The sequence below is a fragment of the Metabacillus dongyingensis genome, from assembly GCF_019933155.2.
GTDB classification, from domain to species: domain Bacteria; phylum Bacillota; class Bacilli; order Bacillales; family Bacillaceae; genus Bacillus_P; species Bacillus_P dongyingensis.
This window is the reverse complement of the sequence record NZ_CP082944.1, coordinates 2,246,626-2,264,109: the sequence shown is the minus strand read 5'-3', so window position 1 is coordinate 2,264,109 and position 17,484 is coordinate 2,246,626. Positions and strand designations below refer to the sequence as shown.

Genomic DNA, 17,484 nt, shown 5'->3' with positions numbered 1-17,484 from the left:
TTCACCTACTTTTTCGCGATGTATATATTCATATTTATTGAATCCTGAGTGAACTTACTTAAACATCTTATGTAAAATCAGCAAGCGGGGTGATAGACTTTAACGCATATTATTGTGAGACCTGAAATTGAATTGAAATCAGCGGCGAATAACTTAAGCCCAGGAAAAATAAATCATTTTTCAGGCAGGCACTTTGAAGCTGATCCCATCAAAAAAAGCGATTGGCGTCCAATCGCTTTTACTCTAAAAGTTTTATTTGATCATCTTCTATGTCTAGAATAATCATATCGGTGCCGATCTTTTTTATGTGAAGCCAGGGTACTCTGATTTCATTTCCCTGCTTTCTGAATCCGAACCATTTTACTGATGGAATGACAAGTGCAGTTATTTGTCCGGTCTGCTCATTAATTTCCAGGTCCGTCTGTCCTAAAATTCCTAATCTCTCTGCTCTTTTCACATCCACAATTTCTTTCCCGCTAAGCTCGCTCAGCCTCATGAAATCACCATCCTTTTTATCATATATATCCATTTGGACACAAAAAAGACCTGCAGGAAGATGCCTGCAGGTCTTGACTGATTATTGTTTTAAGGCAGAAGGAAGCTTTCCGTCCGGGCTGATCAGAGCAATGGAGTAATCATCTGTAAATAATTGTTTTGCAAGAGCATTGACATTATCTTCAGTTACTTCATTTATCATTTCGATCATTTCATCCAGGCTGCGATGGCGCCCAAGAAGGAGTTCATTCTTACCGTTTCGGCTCATGCGGCTGTTTGTGCTTTCTAAGCTTAGCATCAAATTGCCTTTCATTTGTTCTATGCTGTTTGTGAGCTCTTTGGCAGTTATGCCTTCTTTTTTTAATGTAGCAAGCGTTTCCTGGATCGTTTCAAAAAGAACATCAAGCTGTGCACGCCCTGTGCCTCCGTAAATCGTCAGCATGCCATTATCCTGATATGAGGAGTGATAGGAAAAGACTGAATAGGCAAGTCCTTTTTGCTCACGGACATCCTGGAACAGTCTTGAGCTCATGCTGCCGCCAAGAACGTTGTTTAATACGATTAAATCATAGATTTTTTCATGTCCGACTTGAAGTCCGTCAAAACCGATGCAAAGGTGAGCCTGCTCAGTATCCTTTTTGCGCGCAAGTTTCTGATTCATGAATGCCGGTACACCGACTTCAGTTCCCTTTTGAGACGTTTCAAACGAACCGAATTGTTTTTCAACTTCTGAAATAAAGCTCTCAGAAATATTGCCTGCTACAGAAATCACAACATTCTCCGGAGTATAATATTGATCCATATACTCTCTTAATGTGTCGCTTTCAAATTTGGCAAGCGTTTCTTCCGTTCCTAAGATCGGATAACCAAGAGGATGATTACCGTATGTAGCTTTGCTGAGCAAATCATGTACGATATCGTCAGGAGTATCTTCATACATTTTAATTTCTTCATATACAACATTTTTTTCTTTTTTCAGTTCAATATCATCAAACGTTGAGTTGAAGAACATATCTGCAAGGACTTCGAGCGCATAATCTGAATGTTCATCAAGCACCTTCGCATAATAGCATGTATATTCTTTGGAAGTAAAAGCGTTTACTTGCCCTCCGATGCTGTCAAATGATTCAGCTATTTCACGTGCTGATCTTGTTTTTGTTCCCTTGAAAAACATATGCTCTAAAAAGTGAGAAATCCCATTGTTTTTTTCATTTTCATTTCTTGAGCCTGTTCCAATCCATACCCCAATCGCAACCGATCTAACATGAGGGATATTTTCGAGCACTATTCTTACACCATTTTGGCATGTATACTTTTTAATCAATCTTTTTCCTCCTATCTGTAAGCTCCATGGATCTGATGAATATGTGAAACTTGTCAGTTTGATGCCGGCAGCCGTTCTTCATCCAAGAGCATTGATACAGAACCGAAAGAATATCCCTTCTGTTTAATTGACTGAATCAATGTTTCTAAACTTCTCGACGAGGAATCAGTGGGATGCATGAGAATCATAGCACCATTATGAACCTTTTTAAGAACACGTTCAACTAAAACGCCGGGCTCAGGCTTTTGCCAGTCAATTGTATCAACGGACCAAAGCACTGTCTCCATCTTAAATTCATCTGCTACGGTAATCACATCCTGCCTGAAGCTTCCGCTTGGAGGTGCGAACCACACTGGAGCGGCACCTGTAATCTCTTTGATGACCTCATTTGTTGAACCAATCTGTTTACGGATTTGATCTGTTGTGATCCTTGCCATATCAGGATGGGAATAGGAATGATTCCCAATTTCATGACCTGCCTCTTTTATTGTTTTAACGAGTGCAGGATTTTCTTTTGCCCATCTTCCTTCTAAGAAAAAGGTGGCTTTTACTCCATGCTTATCAAGCACTTCAAGCATTGATGGAAGATATTCATTGCCCCAGGCAACATTAATGAGAAAGGAAACCATCGTTTTATCAGGATGCCCTCTGTAAATTGGGGCTGGAGGCAGATCAGATAAGTGCACTTTTGGCTTTACCTGCTTAAAGACAATCTGCTTTTCATCAAATTTTCCTATTTTCTTCATCTTCTCATACGACTCATCAATATCAATGGTTAGGCCATTGTAGCCAGGAGTCGCTTTCCAGACCGTATGTATTTGAGCATCCTGTGCCGGCTTTTCATAATCCTTCACCTTTGCAGCGATTGTCTGGTAGAGTTCATCGGGCTGCTTTACAGCTGAAACATCTTCAAATTTCATTGTAGACACATAGGCTGTTGTATATGGATTCTGAATGAGAGCAGCAGTTATGATCAATATGAGCGCGACGCTTAAATAATGGAACCTCTTCATGTTTGTCTTCCCCCTTTTTACTAGAAAATATGTACGAAGGGGACAAGGTAGAACATGTGCAATAGATGCAAAAAAAGGAGAAAAAGCAAAAAGAAGCCAGACTAGCTTCCCTGGCTTCTACACTTTAAGAATTTTGCTTTTCTTTTTCTTTCTCGTCACGAAGAACTGCTTTTCTAGAAAGATTGACACGACCTTGTTTATCAATTTCAGTTACCTTCACAAGCAACTCATCACCGATTTTAACAACATCCTCAACTTTTCCAACGCGCTCTTCTGCGAGTTCAGAAATGTGTACTAAACCGTCTTTGCCATTGAATATTTCAACGAAAGCACCGAACTTTTCAACGCGCTTCACTTTTCCTAAATACATTTGTCCAACAACAACTTCGCGGACAATGTCTTCAATAATTTGTTTCGCTTTTTGATTCATTTCCTCATTCGTTGAAGAAATAAAGACCGTTCCGTCTTGTTCAATGTCAATCTTAACGCCAGTTTCTTCGATGATTTTATTGATTTGTTTACCGCTTGGACCAATTACATCTCGGATTTTATCAGGGTTAATCGCCATCATTAAGATTTTAGGAGCATACTGAGAAAGCTCTGTACGCGGCTCTTTAATTGTTGCAAGCATTGAATCAAGGATTTCCATGCGTCCTTTTTTAGCCTGCAAAAGAGCTTCTTCTAAAATTTCACGGGATAATCCCTCAATTTTAATATCCATTTGAAGGGCAGTTACGCCTTTAGCTGTACCTGCAACTTTAAAGTCCATATCTCCAAGGTGGTCTTCCATTCCCTGAATATCAGTCAGCACAGAGTAATGCTCTCCTGACTTCACAAGGCCCATTGCAATTCCTGCTACAGGAGCTTTAAGCGGAACACCGGCATCCATCATGGCAAGTGTGCTTGCGCAAATACTTGCTTGTGATGTTGAACCGTTTGATTCAAGAACTTCTGATACAAGACGGACTGTGTACGGGAAATCCTTTTCTGAAGGAATAACAGGCTCAAGAGCTCTTTCGCCGAGCGCTCCATGACCGATTTCACGGCGTCCAGGTCCGCGCATAAATCCAGTTTCCCCTACGCTGAACAGCGGGAAATTGTAATGATGCATAAAGCGTTTTGTTTCTTCAATGCCAAGACCATCAAGAATCTGGACATCTCCAAGTGCTCCAAGCGTACAAATGCTGAGAGCCTGAGTTTGCCCGCGTGTGAACAGACCTGAACCATGTGTGCGGGATAACAAGCCGACTTCTGAAGAAAGAGGGCGGATCTCATCAATTTTTCGGCCATCCGGGCGGACCTTATCTTCAGTGATCAGGCGGCGGACTTCTTGTTTGACTAATTTAGAAAGGATTTCTTTCACTTGTTTAAGAGTGTCAGCTTCTGCTTCCTGCTCTTCAAAATGGGCTACTACTGTTTTCTTTACTTCATTTATTGCTTCTTCGCGTGCATGTTTTTCCTGCACTTGAATTGCTGACAGCAAGTCTTTTTCTGCCATTTCACGAATGCTTGTCTCAAGATCCGCATCAAGAACATATAGTTTCACTTCTGTTTTTGCTTTCCCGACTTGAGCTGCAATCTCTTCTTGGAATGCAATCAGACGTTTGATTTCATTATGACCGAACATGATCGCCTCAAGCATTGTTTCTTCAGGTACTTCATTAGCTCCTGCTTCTACCATGTTAATAGCATCTTTTGTTCCTGCTACAATTAGATTGATATCACTTTTATCCATTTGTTCAACTGTAGGATTGATGATAAATTGATCATCTGCACGGCCGACAACTACACCTGCAATCGGACCTTCAAACGGAATGTCAGATACAGTTAAAGCAAGGGATGACCCGAACATTGCTGCCATTTCAGATGAACAGTCCTGATCGACACTCATTACAATGCTGACAACCTGGACTTCATTTCGGAAACCGTCAGCAAACAATGGTCGCAATGGACGGTCAATCAGACGGCTTGCAAGGATTGCTTTTTCACTTGGACGGCCTTCGCGTTTTATAAATCCACCAGGAATTTTACCAACTGCATAAAGGCGCTCTTCATAATTGACAGTTAACGGGAAAAAATCAACTGTTTTCGGTTCTTTTGATGCTGTTGCTGTACTTAATACAGCTGTGTCTCCATAGCGGATCAGTGCCGCGCCGTTAGCCTGTTTTGCCAGCTGGCCAACTTCAACGGTCAATTCTCTTCCAGCCCAATCAATGGAGAACACTTGTTTTTCTTGTCCCATATAAGAATGAACTCCTCTCGTCATATAAGTCACAACATACATTTATGTATTATTATGAACCATTTAATTTCAACATATCAATGTTATTCCGGTATGTAAATAGATCGCGTGAATATCTTATTATTAATCGATAAGAATAGATAAATTTCCGCTTTCGTGTTCAGCTGCAGCACGTAGGTCCTCAGTCAGAACGGATCTGTCCTGGGCGTTTTTGCTATTCTTATTTTAATACACTAAAAAAGCGGGAATTCTCCCGCTTTTCAAAGATTATCGGCGTAAACCAAGCTTGTTGATTAGGTCACGATAACGAGTTACGTCTTTATTGCGCAGGTACGTCAAAAGATTACGGCGTTTACCTACCATTTTCAAAAGACCGCGACGTGAATGGTGGTCTTTCTTATGAACACGTAAATGTCCATTAAGATTGTTAATATCCTCAGTTAGGATAGCGATTTGAACTTCTGGAGAACCAGTGTCCGTATCATGCGTTCTGTACTCAGTGATAATTTCATTCTTACGTTCTTGAGTGATTGCCATCCTATTCACCTCCTTCATTTAAAAACCCCAATTACCGAGCAAACGTTGGTGAATCGTTCTGCCAAGCAATGGTTATAAAAGTTACATTTATTAGAATACTATTTTTCCGGGCAGAAGGCAAGTGTTAATCTTGCAGATCTTGAAAAAATTGCTCAGCGGAAGCTTTATCTTTTCCAATTTGCTCGATCAGTTCGTCGATCGAACTGAATTTTTGCTCGCTTCTTATCCGTTTATACCAGAATATAGAAACATTCTTTCCATATATAGATTTATTAAACTCAAAAATATGGACTTCAATGCTTGGTTTTACTTTTTTTTCATCATAAAAGGTTGGTTTGTAGCCAATATTGCATACCCCGTTATAAACCTCATCGTCTATTTGAAATCTGACCGCGTACACCCCTGTCGGAGGGATTATGTATGCCCCGTCAAGCTCTATATTTGCCGTTGGAAAGCCAATCGTCCGGCCTCGCTTATCTCCGTGTATAACTGTGCCGTTTACTCTGTGCGGCCTGTTTAGAAGGCGTGAAGCATACTCGACATCCCCGCTTCTCAGCACCTCTCTGATCAGAGTTGAACTGATTTTGCGGTCATGATCTGTCTGCTTGCTGATTGTCGTTTGTTCAAAAGCGCTTCTTGAATGAAACGGCAAGGATTCCATCGTTCCTTTGCCAAGCCTTCCATAAGAATAATCAAAGCCTGCTATTACGTGCTTTACATTCAGCCTGATAATGTATTGGTCAACGAATTCCTGGGGCAGCAGTGCTGCAAAGTCCTCGGAAAATTGCACGATAAAAAGATAATCAATTTCAAGCTTTTCAATTAAATCAATTTTATCCTGCAGAGTTGTAATGGCCTCGACATGCTGAATATTTTTTCTTAAAACGACCGAAGGATGAGGATCAAACGTCATAACTGCACTTTTTAATCCTTTTTCTTCTGCTGTTTTTTTAGCTGTCAAGATAACTTCCTGATGCCCGCGATGAACGCCGTCAAAATAGCCAAGAGCCATTGCCAGCTGGGGCATTTCTATGTCATTTAAAGAGTGCGGATGCGTTAGTTTGATCGTTTTCACTCGTGTTTCACCTTTTCTGTATCAGCTTTCTTCCCGCCAGGTCAGATGACAAGGACTTTGGAAGGTTTAAGGAAGTGAGGTTTTTCAGGATGCTGCTTATAAATCGCGAGGCAAGTTCCCTGTTCATCATATACGGCAATCGAATCTTCAGCCGCAACATGTTCAAAACCAGCCGGAACCTCAAGCACAGCACCATTTTTCACTTTCTTTGCTAATGTATCATTTATGGACATTTTGGGCAAATGATTTAATGCTGTGCTGATTGGAATAAGAATATCCTGCAGGCTGCTCTCATCTGCCTTTTTTTCAATTTCTTCAAAGGTGTGGCATTGATCAATTAAAAACGGACCTGATGCTGTTCTGATCAAATGTGACATATGGGCAGGATAGCCCAATTGTTCGCCGATCATCACAGCAAGTGTTCTTACATATGTACCTTTGGAACATCGAACTTTAAAACGAAAAGAAACCGTGTCTTCTTTAGCTTCTATGTCTGATAAGATTGTCATCTCATGAATTCTGATTTTTCTTTTTGGCCTCTCAATCGTCTGTCCTGCTCTGGCGTATTCGTACAATTTTTTTCCGCCTATTTTCACTGCCGAATACATCGGAGGAACCTGATCAATCTCACCTGTCAAAGCGTGCAGCGCTTCTTCGGCATCTTTCATAGTAATGACAGTGTCCACTATTTTCTTTTCAACAACTTCGCCAGACGCATCCTCTGTGGTCGTTGAGAAGCCTAAAGTAACTTCTGCTTCATATGTCTTTGATGCTGCAGTTAAGTATTCAACTATCTTTGTTGCACGACCAATACACACAGGCAGAACCCCTGTAACATCCGGATCAAGCGTCCCTGTATGTCCGATTTTTTTCGTTTTGGCAATCCTTCTCATTTTGGCCACGCAATCATGAGAGGTCATTCCAGCAGGCTTATTTATTAACAAAACACCTTCCATTGCTCACTTTCCGCCCTTCTGCTCATTTAAGAATACATAAACGAAAAGGATAGACTGATGTCTATCCTCTCCTTTTAATCTTCCTGCTTGTTTTCTTGATTAATTTCGTGGATCAGTGTTTCGATCCGGTTCCCATAATCAACGGATTCATCAAATTCAAAAAGGATTTCAGGCGTTTTTCTCAGCCTTATGCGCTGTCCGATTTCAGAACGGATAAAGCCTTTTGCTTTTGCAAGGCCTTTTAAAGTGTTTTCTCTCTTTTCTTCATCTCCAAGAACTGAAATGTAGACTTTTGCAATTTGCAGATCTCCGGAAACTCTTACATCTGTCACCGTAACAAATCCGATGCGGGGATCTTTAATTTTCCTGCTGATGATCTCGCCTAATTCCTTTTTCATTTGTTCGCCGACTCTGTTCGCTCGTAAACTCATGCTATCACCTCACTGTTAAAGCCAATCAAACGAGGTTACAGCGCGTTCAATTTCAGGAAAAGAATCAATCATAGCAAGCGCTTTGTTCAATTCCTTTTCCGTTTGAACTTTATTTGATGTGATGGCGACGATGCCAATCTTGGTTCTCTGCCAGGTATCCTGAAAATCAATTTCTGAAACAGAGACATTGTGCCTCTGCTTCAGTCTCATCAAAATGCGCTGTAAAACAGCCCGTTTGTCCTTCAATGATTGTGCATCATAAATGATGCACTCACACTCTGCATATCCAATCACTTGCGCTCAATTTCCTGCATGACGTATGCTTCGATGATATCTCCTTCTTTAATATCATTGAAGTTTTTAATTGTAATACCGCACTCATAGTTTTGCGCAACTTCTTTTACATCATCTTTAAATCGTTTCAGAACGTCTACTTCACCTTCAAATACGACTACTCCGTCACGAATAACGCGGATGCTGCTGTCGCGGGTGATTTTGCCGTCAGTCACATATGAACCGGCAATTGTACCGATCTTAGATACTTTAATTGTTTGACGAACTTCAACTTGACCAATGACTTTTTCTTCAAATTCAGGGTCAAGCATTCCCTTCATCGCTGCCTCAATCTCTTCAATTACTTTATAGATGATGCGGTGCAGACGAATGTCTACTTTTTCTGCATCAGCCGTTCTTTTAGCATTCCCATCAGGGCGAACGTTAAATCCGATAACAATCGCATTTGAAGCAGATGCTAAAATAATGTCAGATTCAGTAATTGCTCCAACGCCTGTCAGGATGATTTTTACTTTAACGCCTTCTACATCAATTTTTTGAAGAGATGCAGCTAAAGCTTCAGCAGATCCTTGAACATCCGCTTTTACGATAAGGTTGATATCTTTGATATCGCCCTGTTTAATTTGTTCAAACAGGTCATCAAGGCTTAGTTTCGCGCCTTCTTTACGCTGTTCATCAAGCTGTTTGCTTGCACGCGCTTCTCCAACTTGACGGGCTTTTTTCTCATCAGTGAACACCATGAACTGATCGCCTGCCTGCGGCACATCACTGAGGCCTGTAATTTCTACAGGGGTAGATGGACCTACTTCCTTCACGCGGCGGCCAAGATCATTAACCATTGCACGGACGCGGCCGAATGTATTACCTACTACAATTGAGTCGCCAACACGCAGTGTTCCATTTTGTACAAGAAGTGTCGCTACTGAACCGCGGCCTTTATCAAGCTGTGCTTCAATAACAGTTCCTGTCGCTGCCCGATTAGGATTTGCTTTCCATTCTTCTACTTCACTTACAAGCAGGATCATTTCAAGCAATTCTTCAATTCCATCACCTGATAAGGCTGAAAGCGGAACAAAAATCGTGTCCCCGCCCCATGCTTCTGATACTAAACCGTATTCAGTCAGCTCCTGCATCACGCGGTCAGGGTTTGCTGATTCTTTATCCATTTTGTTTACAGCGACAATGATTGGAACTTCAGCCGCTTTTGCATGGCTGATAGCTTCCACTGTTTGAGGCATAACGCCATCATCTGCAGCAACAACTAGGATTGTAATATCTGTTACTTGAGCACCGCGGGCACGCATCGTTGTAAATGCAGCATGTCCCGGAGTATCAAGGAATGTAATTTTTTTGTTGTTTACAACAACCTGATACGCGCCGATATGCTGAGTGATACCGCCAGCTTCGCCTGCTGTAACTTTTGTATTTCGAATTGAGTCGAGCAGAGTTGTTTTACCATGGTCAACGTGACCCATAATCGTAACAACCGGCGGACGGATTTGAAGCTGATCTTCTTGATCCTCTGTTGCATAGCCTTCAAATTCAGTTACATCAAAAACAATCACTTCTTCAACTTCCACACCATACTCGCCGGCAATCAATTCGATTGAATCTTTATCAAGATCCTGATTGATTGTTGCCATTACGCCAAGCATGAATAACTTTTTAATGATTTCAGAAGGCTCTTTATGAAGCTTGCCTGCTAATTCACCTACTGTAAGGCTGCCTGTAAATGTAATTTTGCTTGGCAATTCTTTTTTAGGCTGTACAGGAGCTCCGCCTTGCGGTCTGCGCTGATTGCTGCTGTTGTTTTTCTTATTCCCGAAATTTTTCTTGTTATTGTTATTGCGGTTATTGTTTGATTTTCCCTGCTGATTAAACGGCTTGCTGCCGCTTTTTGCTGCTGGTTTAGTTGGATTAGCCGGTTTTGTGTTGTTAGTATTCTCTTGTTTTTGCATAGGCGTTTTGTGATCTTCCCTTTGTTTGACAGAAATGGATTTTGTTGTTTCATTCTTATCTGCCTTGTATTTTCCGTCCAGTTTGACGATTACATGATCATCAATTGTTGACATATGGTTGCTGACTTCAACATTCATACTCTGCAAGGCTGTTATAACATCCTTGCTGGATAAGTTTTGTTTTTTTGCATATTCGTAAACTCTCATTTTCGTCATATGGTCACCCCCAAGAAATTTAATCGAGCAAGGTTTTCATTTTTGCAGCAAAGCCTGCATCAACTAATGCCACAACGACTCGAGCATCCTTTCCAATCGCTTGACCTAACAGGTAACGATCCGGGACCGAGACAACAGGAATGTTGTAAAAACTGCATTTATCATGAACCTTTTTAGCAGTATTTTCTGATGCATCTTTTGAGAGCAGAACAAGTTTTGCACGGGATTGTCTAACTTCTTTGATGACAAGTTCTTCTCCTGAAACAATCTTTCTTGCTCGATTTGCTAAGCCCAATAAGGACATCCATTGATGTTTTACCATACCATTAATGTTTCTCCTTCTCAGCTAGCTGAAGCAATTCTTCGTAGATGGCATCTTCAATCTTTACTTGCAGGTGATTAGCCAGTACATTCTTCTTCTTAGCTTGTAAAATACAGTCTTTATCAAGTGAGAGGTAAGCTCCGCGTCCGTTTTTCTTGCCGGTTGGATCAACGGAAACTTCTCCTTCTTTTGAACGGACAATACGAACAAGTTCTTTTTTCGGTTTCATTTCTCCAGTCGCAACACATTTGCGCAGCGGAACTTTTCTTTGATTGTTCACATTGCCTCACCTCTTACTTGTCTAATTCATCTTGATTGAAAGAAAAAAGCGGTTCATCGTCATCGCTTTCATCAAGCGGGACATTTGCTCCTGCACGAGGGTAAATGCCCATTTGAAGAGCGTCTGTCTCACTTTTAATATCAATCTTCCAGTTTGTCAATTTTGCCGCTAACCTTGCATTTTGGCCTCTTTTGCCAATAGCAAGCGATAATTGATAATCAGGCACAACCACTGTTGTTGCTTTGTCATCCTCGTTCACATTCACATCAAGAACTTTTGAAGGACTTAGAGCATTGGCAACAAAATCAACAGGATCGTTTGACCATTTTACGATATCAATCTTTTCGCCTTTTAACTCATTTACGATAGCCTGCACACGCTGGCCTTTTGGACCAACACATGAACCCACAGGATCGACTTCAGGATTGTCCGAGTGCACAGAAATTTTTGAACGGTCGCCAGCTTCGCGCGCAACCGATTTAATTTCTACCGTGCCGTCATAAATCTCAGGAACCTCAATTTCAAATAATCGTTTTAATAAACCAGGATGAGTGCGGGAAACGAAAATTTGAGGTCCTTTTGTTGTTTTTTCGACCTTTGTAATAAATACTTTAATGCGGTCATGCGGCTTGTATTTTTCGTTTGGCATTTGTTCGCTTACAGGAAGCAGAGCCTCAATTTTCCCAAGACTGACATAAATAAATTTAGAGTCAATTCTTTGGACAATTCCAGTCATGATATCTTCTTCGCGATCTACAAATTCAGAGTAAATCACACCGCGTTCTGCCTCGCGCACACGCTGGGTTACGACTTGTTTGGCAGTCTGCGCTGCAATTCGGCCGAAGTCTTTTGGCGTTACTTCCATCTCAAGAACATCATTTACCTGATAGCTTGGATTCACGCTTTGAGCTTCTGTTACTGAAACTTCAAGCCTTGGATCATATACTTCATCAACAACATCTTTTCTTGCAAAGACTCTCATTGTTCCTGTTTCGCGGTTTAAATCAACGCGCACATTCTGAGCCTGGTTAAAATTACGCTTATAAGCGGAGATCAATGCAGCTTCAATTGCTTCAATGATCACTTCTTTACTGATGCCTTTTTCTTTTTCAAGAATTGTTAAGGCATCTAAAAGTTCATTACTCATCTTTACGGTCTCCCCCTTATCCATCTATCGGTTTATTTAATTGAACGTGACAGCGAGCCGGGCACTGGCGATTTTTTCGTAAGGTATTTGAATTTGTTTTTTGCGTGTTTTAATTAAAATCGTCACAATTACATGCTCACCATCAAAAGCAGTAAGCTCTCCTTCAAATACTTTCGATCCTTCAAAAGGCTCATATGTTTTAATATAAACATTTTTGCCGATTGATTTTGTGAAGTCAGAATCCTTCTTAAGCGGACGCTCCGCACCAGGCGATGAAACTTCAAGAAAATAATTTTGTTCGATTGGATCTGTTTCATCTAATTTTTCACTCAGTTTTTCGCTTACAATCGCGCAATGCTCAATGTCGATTCCATCACTTGAATCTATGAATACGCGCAAAAACCATTCTTTTCCTTCTTTTACGAATTCAATATCCACTAGTTCCAATGTTAATTCATCTAAAATCGGCAAAGCTAATTCTGCTACGATTTCAGTAACTTTTTTGCTCATCCCGTTCCTCCTTGTGAAATAGAAGCAAATGTGACACTATTAGTTGCTGAAAAACCCTGCTTCATATTGAGCAGGGAATGTATGTACACAACACGCGATCCGAATGAAGAGACAATAATATCTCTACTCAATACGAAAGAGTGGGTTGCCCCACTCTCTGCCTCTAACTATCGTTAGCATTTCCATAAAAAATATAACATAACCGGCCATTTTTTGCAAATTAAAATCAAACTGCGTAAGGTATTTCAGACGATAATGCAAGATTTTTCTCCGGGAAAAATCCAGTGAATATTTCCCAATTCACAGTTCCGTCAAAAAAATCAAAACAGCGACAGCTGATTTTGATCAGGGAGCGACTCTAGACAGCCTTGCTTATCGAGATATTCAATAATTGTTTTAGAAACCTTCCCGCGCTGCTGAAGGTCTTCTTTCGACAGAAATTCTCCGTCCTGTCTTGCTTTTACAATATTGATGGCAGCATTTGTTCCAAGCCCTGGAATAGAATTGAATGGCGGAATTAAAGATTTCCCGTCAATCAGGAAGTCTGTTGCGCTGGATCTGTATAAATCTACTTTTTGAAAAGAATATCCGCGCTCGCACATTTCAAGGGCAAGTTCAAGCACTGTCAGCAAGCTCTTTTCTTTCGGAGATGCCTCAAGTCCTTTTTGATTAATCTCTACTATCTTTGCTTTGATTGGTTCAGAACCTTTTACCATTGTTTCGATGTCAAAATCATCGGCACGAACAGTAAAGTAAGCAGAATAATAAAGCAGGGCATGATGCACTTTAAAATAGGCAATGCGGACAGCCATCAAAACATATGCTGCAGCATGTGCTTTCGGGAACATGTACTTTATCTTAAGGCATGAACTGATGTACCAGTCAGGAACCTCGTTCTTTTTCATTTCTTCCACCATCTCAGGTGTAAGCCCCTTACCCTTACGAACAGACTCCATAATTTTAAAAGCAAATGAAGGTTCAAGTCCCTGATAAATTAAATAAACCATAATATCATCACGGCAGCCGATCACTTCGCTCAGCGTACAAGTATTATCATGAATCAATTCCTGGGCATTCCCAAGCCATACATCCGTACCGTGGGAAAGTCCCGAGATTTGCACAAGCTCAGAGAAAGTAGTCGGCTTTGTGTCTTCAAGCATTTGACGGACAAAGCGGGTACCGAACTCGGGAATTCCAAGTGTTCCGGTTTTACACATAATCTGTTCTTCTGTTACGCCAAGTGATTCTGTTCCGCTGAATATCTTCATAACTTCCTTATCATCAGTCGGGATCGTTTTCGGATCAATTCCGCTTAAATCCTGAAGCATCCTGATTACGGTTGGATCGTCGTGGCCAAGAATATCAAGCTTCAGCAAATTATCATGAATAGAGTGGAAGTCAAAGTGAGTTGTTTTCCATTCAGAGCCTGTAGCATCGGCTGGAAATTGAATCGGCGAAAAATCATAAATATCCATATAATCGGGTACAACGATGATTCCGCCCGGATGCTGTCCGGTATTTCTTTTTACGCCTGTACAGCCTTGAACAAGACGGTCAACTTCTGCATTTCTGAGCATTAAGTTATTGTCGCCTGCGTAGCCTTTCACATATCCGTAAGCTGTTTTCTCAGCGACTGTACCGATTGTTCCGGCACGGAACACGTTATCTTCACCAAAAAGGTCCTTAGTGTAATTATGGGCTCTCGGCTGATATTCTCCAGAGAAGTTCAAATCGATATCAGGAACTTTGTCTCCTTTAAATCCAAGGAACGTTTCAAACGGGATATCATGTCCATCTTTATGATATTTGGCTCCACATTCCGGACAGTCTTTGTTCGCCAAGTCAAACCCGGAACCTACTGATCCATCATTAAAGAATTCAGAATGCTTGCAGTCAGGACAAACATAATGCGGCGGCAGCGGATTAACCTCTGTTATCTCGGTCATCGTCGCAACCAAGGATGAACCGACAGAACCCCTGGAACCTACAAGATATCCATCGTCCAGAGATTTTTTAACAAGCTTGTGCGAAATCAGATAGATAACGGCAAAGCCGTGGCCGATAATGCTTTTCAATTCCTTTTCAAGTCTTGCTTCGACAATTTCCGGAAGATGATCGCCATAAATGCTTCTCGCCATACTGTAGCTCATTTCACGGATTTCATCGTCTGCCCCATCGATTTTAGGTGTATAAAGGTCGTCTTTGATTGGCTTAATTTCATCAATTAATTCTGCTACGCGATGCGTATTGTCAATAACAATTTCACGGGCTTTCTCTTTCCCGAGGAAACTAAAGCAATCGAGCATTTCATTCGTGGGTCTGAAGTGAACGTTTGGCAGCTCGTGTCGGTTCAGCGGATTCGCACCGCCCTGAGAGTTTACTAGAATCTTGCGGTAAATTTTATCCTCAGGCTGAAGATAGTGTACATTTCCAGTTGCAACAACCGGTTTTTCAAGCTTTTCTCCTAGATTCACAAGGTTCGTGATGATTTCTTTCAGTGCCATTTCGTCCTTGATATACTCCATTTGAATTAAATGACGGTATACTTCAGGAGGCTGCACCTCAAGGTAATCATAAAAAGCTGCAATATCTTCAACTTCCTCGGGAGACTTTTGCATCATCCCTTCAAACACTTCCCCGCGGTCACATGCTGACCCCACGAGAATGCCTTCTCGATGCTTGATAAGCTGAGACCTTGGGACGCGTGCAACACGATAGAAATAGTCAATATGAGAAAGTGACACAAGTTTAAATAGGTTTTTTAAGCCAATTTCATTTTGGGCAAGCAGGATGGCATGATAAGGACGCGCCCTCTGATAGGCATTGCCCTGTCCCATATTATCATTAAGCTGGTTATGATTCTCAATTCCTTTTTGGGCGGCATCCTTCAGCATTCTGAGAAGGAGGTAACCTGTTGCTTCTGCGTCAAAAATAGCGCGGTGATGCTGAGTCAGTTCAATATCAAACTTTTTAGCAAGTGTATTTAACCTGTGGCTTTTCAGCTCAGGATATAAAAATCTTCCAAGTTCAAGAGTATCGATGACAGGGTTGGCTGCTTTACCCGCACCAAGCAGCTGTTTATAGCCAACGTTTAAGAAGCCCATATCAAAGCTTGCATTATGTGCAACTAATATGTCGTCTCCGGCCCACTCTTTGAACCTGCGGAGCACTTCGTCTACGTTTGGAGCTGTTGCTACCATATCATCTGTTATGCCGGTTAGTTCTATTGTTGTCGCTGATAGACGATGATGTGGATTTGCAAACGATTCAAACCGGTCGATGATTTCGCCATTTCTGATTTTAACAGCTGCAAGTTCAATAATCGTATCGTAAACAGCTGACAAGCCGGTTGTCTCTACGTCAAATACGACATATGTTGCTTCTGGCAAAAAGCGGTCCTGCGCGTTATAAGCAATCGGGACTCCGTCATCAACGAGGTTAATTTCAACACCGTATAAAACTTTGATGCCGTTTTTCTTGCCTGCGGAATACGCTTCAGGAAAGGACTGGGCAACAGCGTGATCTGTGATCGCTACAGCAGGATGTCCCCATTTGCTTGCTTGGCCGACTAAAGAACTGACAGATGACACAGCATCCATTTGGCTCATCGGAGTATGCAAATGAAGCTCTATTCTTTTTTCATCAGATGTATCCTGACGAATTTCAGGCTTGATTTCATTAATATCATTTGCAATCATGACTAAGTCTCTTACAAATGTATCATTCTGGATGCTTCCGCGAACCTTCACCCACATTCCTTTTTTCAGTGTTTGCAGCAGAACGGCGTCTTCTTTATCACGTGCGAACATTTTCACTAAAATGGAGTTTGTATAGTCTGTTACTTTAAAAGTACTCAATGTTCTTCCGCTTCGAAGCTCTCTTGTCTCAGCATCGAATACATATCCTTGAATCGTAATGCGGCGTTCCTCATCTTCAATTGTATTGATCTGTTTGATTTCTTCGTCATTCTTAATGGCATAGCCGATCATAAGAGGACCCTGAGGAGCCTCCTGTTCTTGATCTTTCTTATCCATTTCTGTAATGGCAAGCATCATTTTCTCTTGATCTTCAAGCTTCTTTTGCTCTTGAAACTTTTGTATTTCTTCTTTTGATATATTCACGGTTGTTTCGAGCTGTATGAGCGGAAAGCCATATTGTGCAAAGCTGTCCTGAAGAACCGATGTGTATTTTTTCTTGATGGCCATCGCTTCGGTTTCATTTCTCGTTTTTACAATCAGCTTTAAACCTTGTACTTCAGGAATTTGTTCATTCAGCAATGAGAGCATGGGAGGAGAGATTCCCTGCATTTCCTGCACACAAACCGACCAATAGTCTGCAATTAATTTCTCATCAAAAGTTTGATCATTAACGGCGATTATAAAAGATACATCAGCTATATGGGAGAATGCTTTTGTTAATTTCGCATAAAAAATCCGGTACACTTCAAAAGGAAGGATCCGGTCAAATGAAAATTGAAATTCCCATTTCTTTGACTGCTTATGGACCGTTAATTTTGTGATCGCACCATTTTTAAAATGATTAAAAACAGCGTCGTCTGTTAAATCGATTTGCTGAAGCAGAAGCTGAAATCGCTCTTTTTGAGCCTTCGAAAGTTCGTCCATTCTAACCGTCCCCTCTTACAATAATCGATCCTCATAATTGAAGGTACCTCGCTCTTTGCGAG

Annotated in this window: 15 protein-coding genes; all 15 read right to left on the bottom strand. The window is 41.2% G+C overall.

The window, feature by feature from the left end:
• Window positions 1–238: 238 nt before the first annotated feature.
• Window positions 239–496 (bottom strand): YlmC/YmxH family sporulation protein, encoded by a 258-nt coding sequence (locus K8L98_RS11215; RefSeq protein WP_223442438.1) that lies wholly within the window; start codon window positions 494–496, stop codon window positions 239–241.
• 81 nt (window positions 497–577) lie between these two features.
• Window positions 578–1,819, bottom strand: coding sequence for a M16 family metallopeptidase (locus tag K8L98_RS11210; protein ID WP_223442434.1), 1,242 nt, complete (start codon window positions 1,817–1,819; stop codon window positions 578–580).
• 53 nt (window positions 1,820–1,872) lie between these two features.
• A complete protein-coding gene (locus K8L98_RS11205) occupies window positions 1,873–2,832 on the bottom strand; it encodes a polysaccharide deacetylase family protein (protein ID WP_223442432.1) in 960 nt (319 codons plus the stop codon).
• Between the two features lie 124 nt (window positions 2,833–2,956).
• Window positions 2,957–5,074: a polyribonucleotide nucleotidyltransferase gene (gene pnp / locus K8L98_RS11200; RefSeq protein ID WP_223442430.1), complete on the bottom strand. Its 2,118-nt coding sequence runs from the start codon at window positions 5,072–5,074 to the stop codon at window positions 2,957–2,959.
• Between the two features lie 267 nt (window positions 5,075–5,341).
• Complete coding sequence (gene rpsO, locus K8L98_RS11195) at window positions 5,342–5,611, bottom strand: 30S ribosomal protein S15 (RefSeq protein ID WP_223442428.1); 270 nt, start codon at window positions 5,609–5,611, stop codon at window positions 5,342–5,344.
• Between the two features lie 124 nt (window positions 5,612–5,735).
• On the bottom strand, window positions 5,736–6,686 hold the full coding sequence (gene ribF / locus K8L98_RS11190) for a bifunctional riboflavin kinase/FAD synthetase (protein WP_223442426.1): 951 nt from the start codon (window positions 6,684–6,686) through the stop codon (window positions 5,736–5,738).
• Window positions 6,687–6,727: 41 nt separating this feature from the next.
• A complete protein-coding gene (truB, locus tag K8L98_RS11185) occupies window positions 6,728–7,642 on the bottom strand; it encodes a tRNA pseudouridine(55) synthase TruB (RefSeq protein WP_223442424.1) in 915 nt (304 codons plus the stop codon).
• A 74-nt stretch (window positions 7,643–7,716) separates the two neighbouring features.
• Entirely contained in the window at window positions 7,717–8,073 is a 357-nt protein-coding gene (rbfA, locus tag K8L98_RS11180; RefSeq protein ID WP_070877290.1) for a 30S ribosome-binding factor RbfA, read from the bottom strand.
• A gap of 15 nt (window positions 8,074–8,088) precedes the next feature.
• Window positions 8,089–8,367, bottom strand: coding sequence for a DUF503 domain-containing protein (locus K8L98_RS11175; protein WP_223442422.1), 279 nt, complete (start codon window positions 8,365–8,367; stop codon window positions 8,089–8,091).
• On the bottom strand, window positions 8,364–10,541 hold the full coding sequence (infB, locus tag K8L98_RS11170) for a translation initiation factor IF-2 (protein WP_223442420.1): 2,178 nt from the start codon (window positions 10,539–10,541) through the stop codon (window positions 8,364–8,366). Before infB ends, K8L98_RS11175 begins: the two co-directional genes overlap by 4 nt.
• Before the next feature lie 19 nt (window positions 10,542–10,560).
• Window positions 10,561–10,863 carry a YlxQ family RNA-binding protein gene (locus K8L98_RS11165; protein ID WP_070877287.1) on the bottom strand — a complete coding sequence of 101 codons (303 nt, stop codon included), beginning with the start codon at window positions 10,861–10,863 and terminating at the stop codon, window positions 10,561–10,563.
• A gap of 4 nt (window positions 10,864–10,867) precedes the next feature.
• On the bottom strand, window positions 10,868–11,143 hold the full coding sequence (gene rnpM, locus K8L98_RS11160) for an RNase P modulator RnpM (RefSeq protein WP_133311035.1): 276 nt from the start codon (window positions 11,141–11,143) through the stop codon (window positions 10,868–10,870).
• A gap of 13 nt (window positions 11,144–11,156) precedes the next feature.
• Window positions 11,157–12,290 (bottom strand): transcription termination factor NusA, encoded by a 1,134-nt coding sequence (gene nusA, locus K8L98_RS11155; protein WP_223442417.1) that lies wholly within the window; start codon window positions 12,288–12,290, stop codon window positions 11,157–11,159.
• Between the two features lie 36 nt (window positions 12,291–12,326).
• A complete protein-coding gene (gene rimP, locus K8L98_RS11150) occupies window positions 12,327–12,800 on the bottom strand; it encodes a ribosome maturation factor RimP (protein WP_223442414.1) in 474 nt (157 codons plus the stop codon).
• Between the two features lie 320 nt (window positions 12,801–13,120).
• Window positions 13,121–17,422, bottom strand: a complete 4,302-nt coding sequence (locus K8L98_RS11145; protein ID WP_223442411.1) for a PolC-type DNA polymerase III — start codon at window positions 17,420–17,422, stop codon at window positions 13,121–13,123.
• Window positions 17,423–17,484 lie beyond the last annotated feature (62 nt).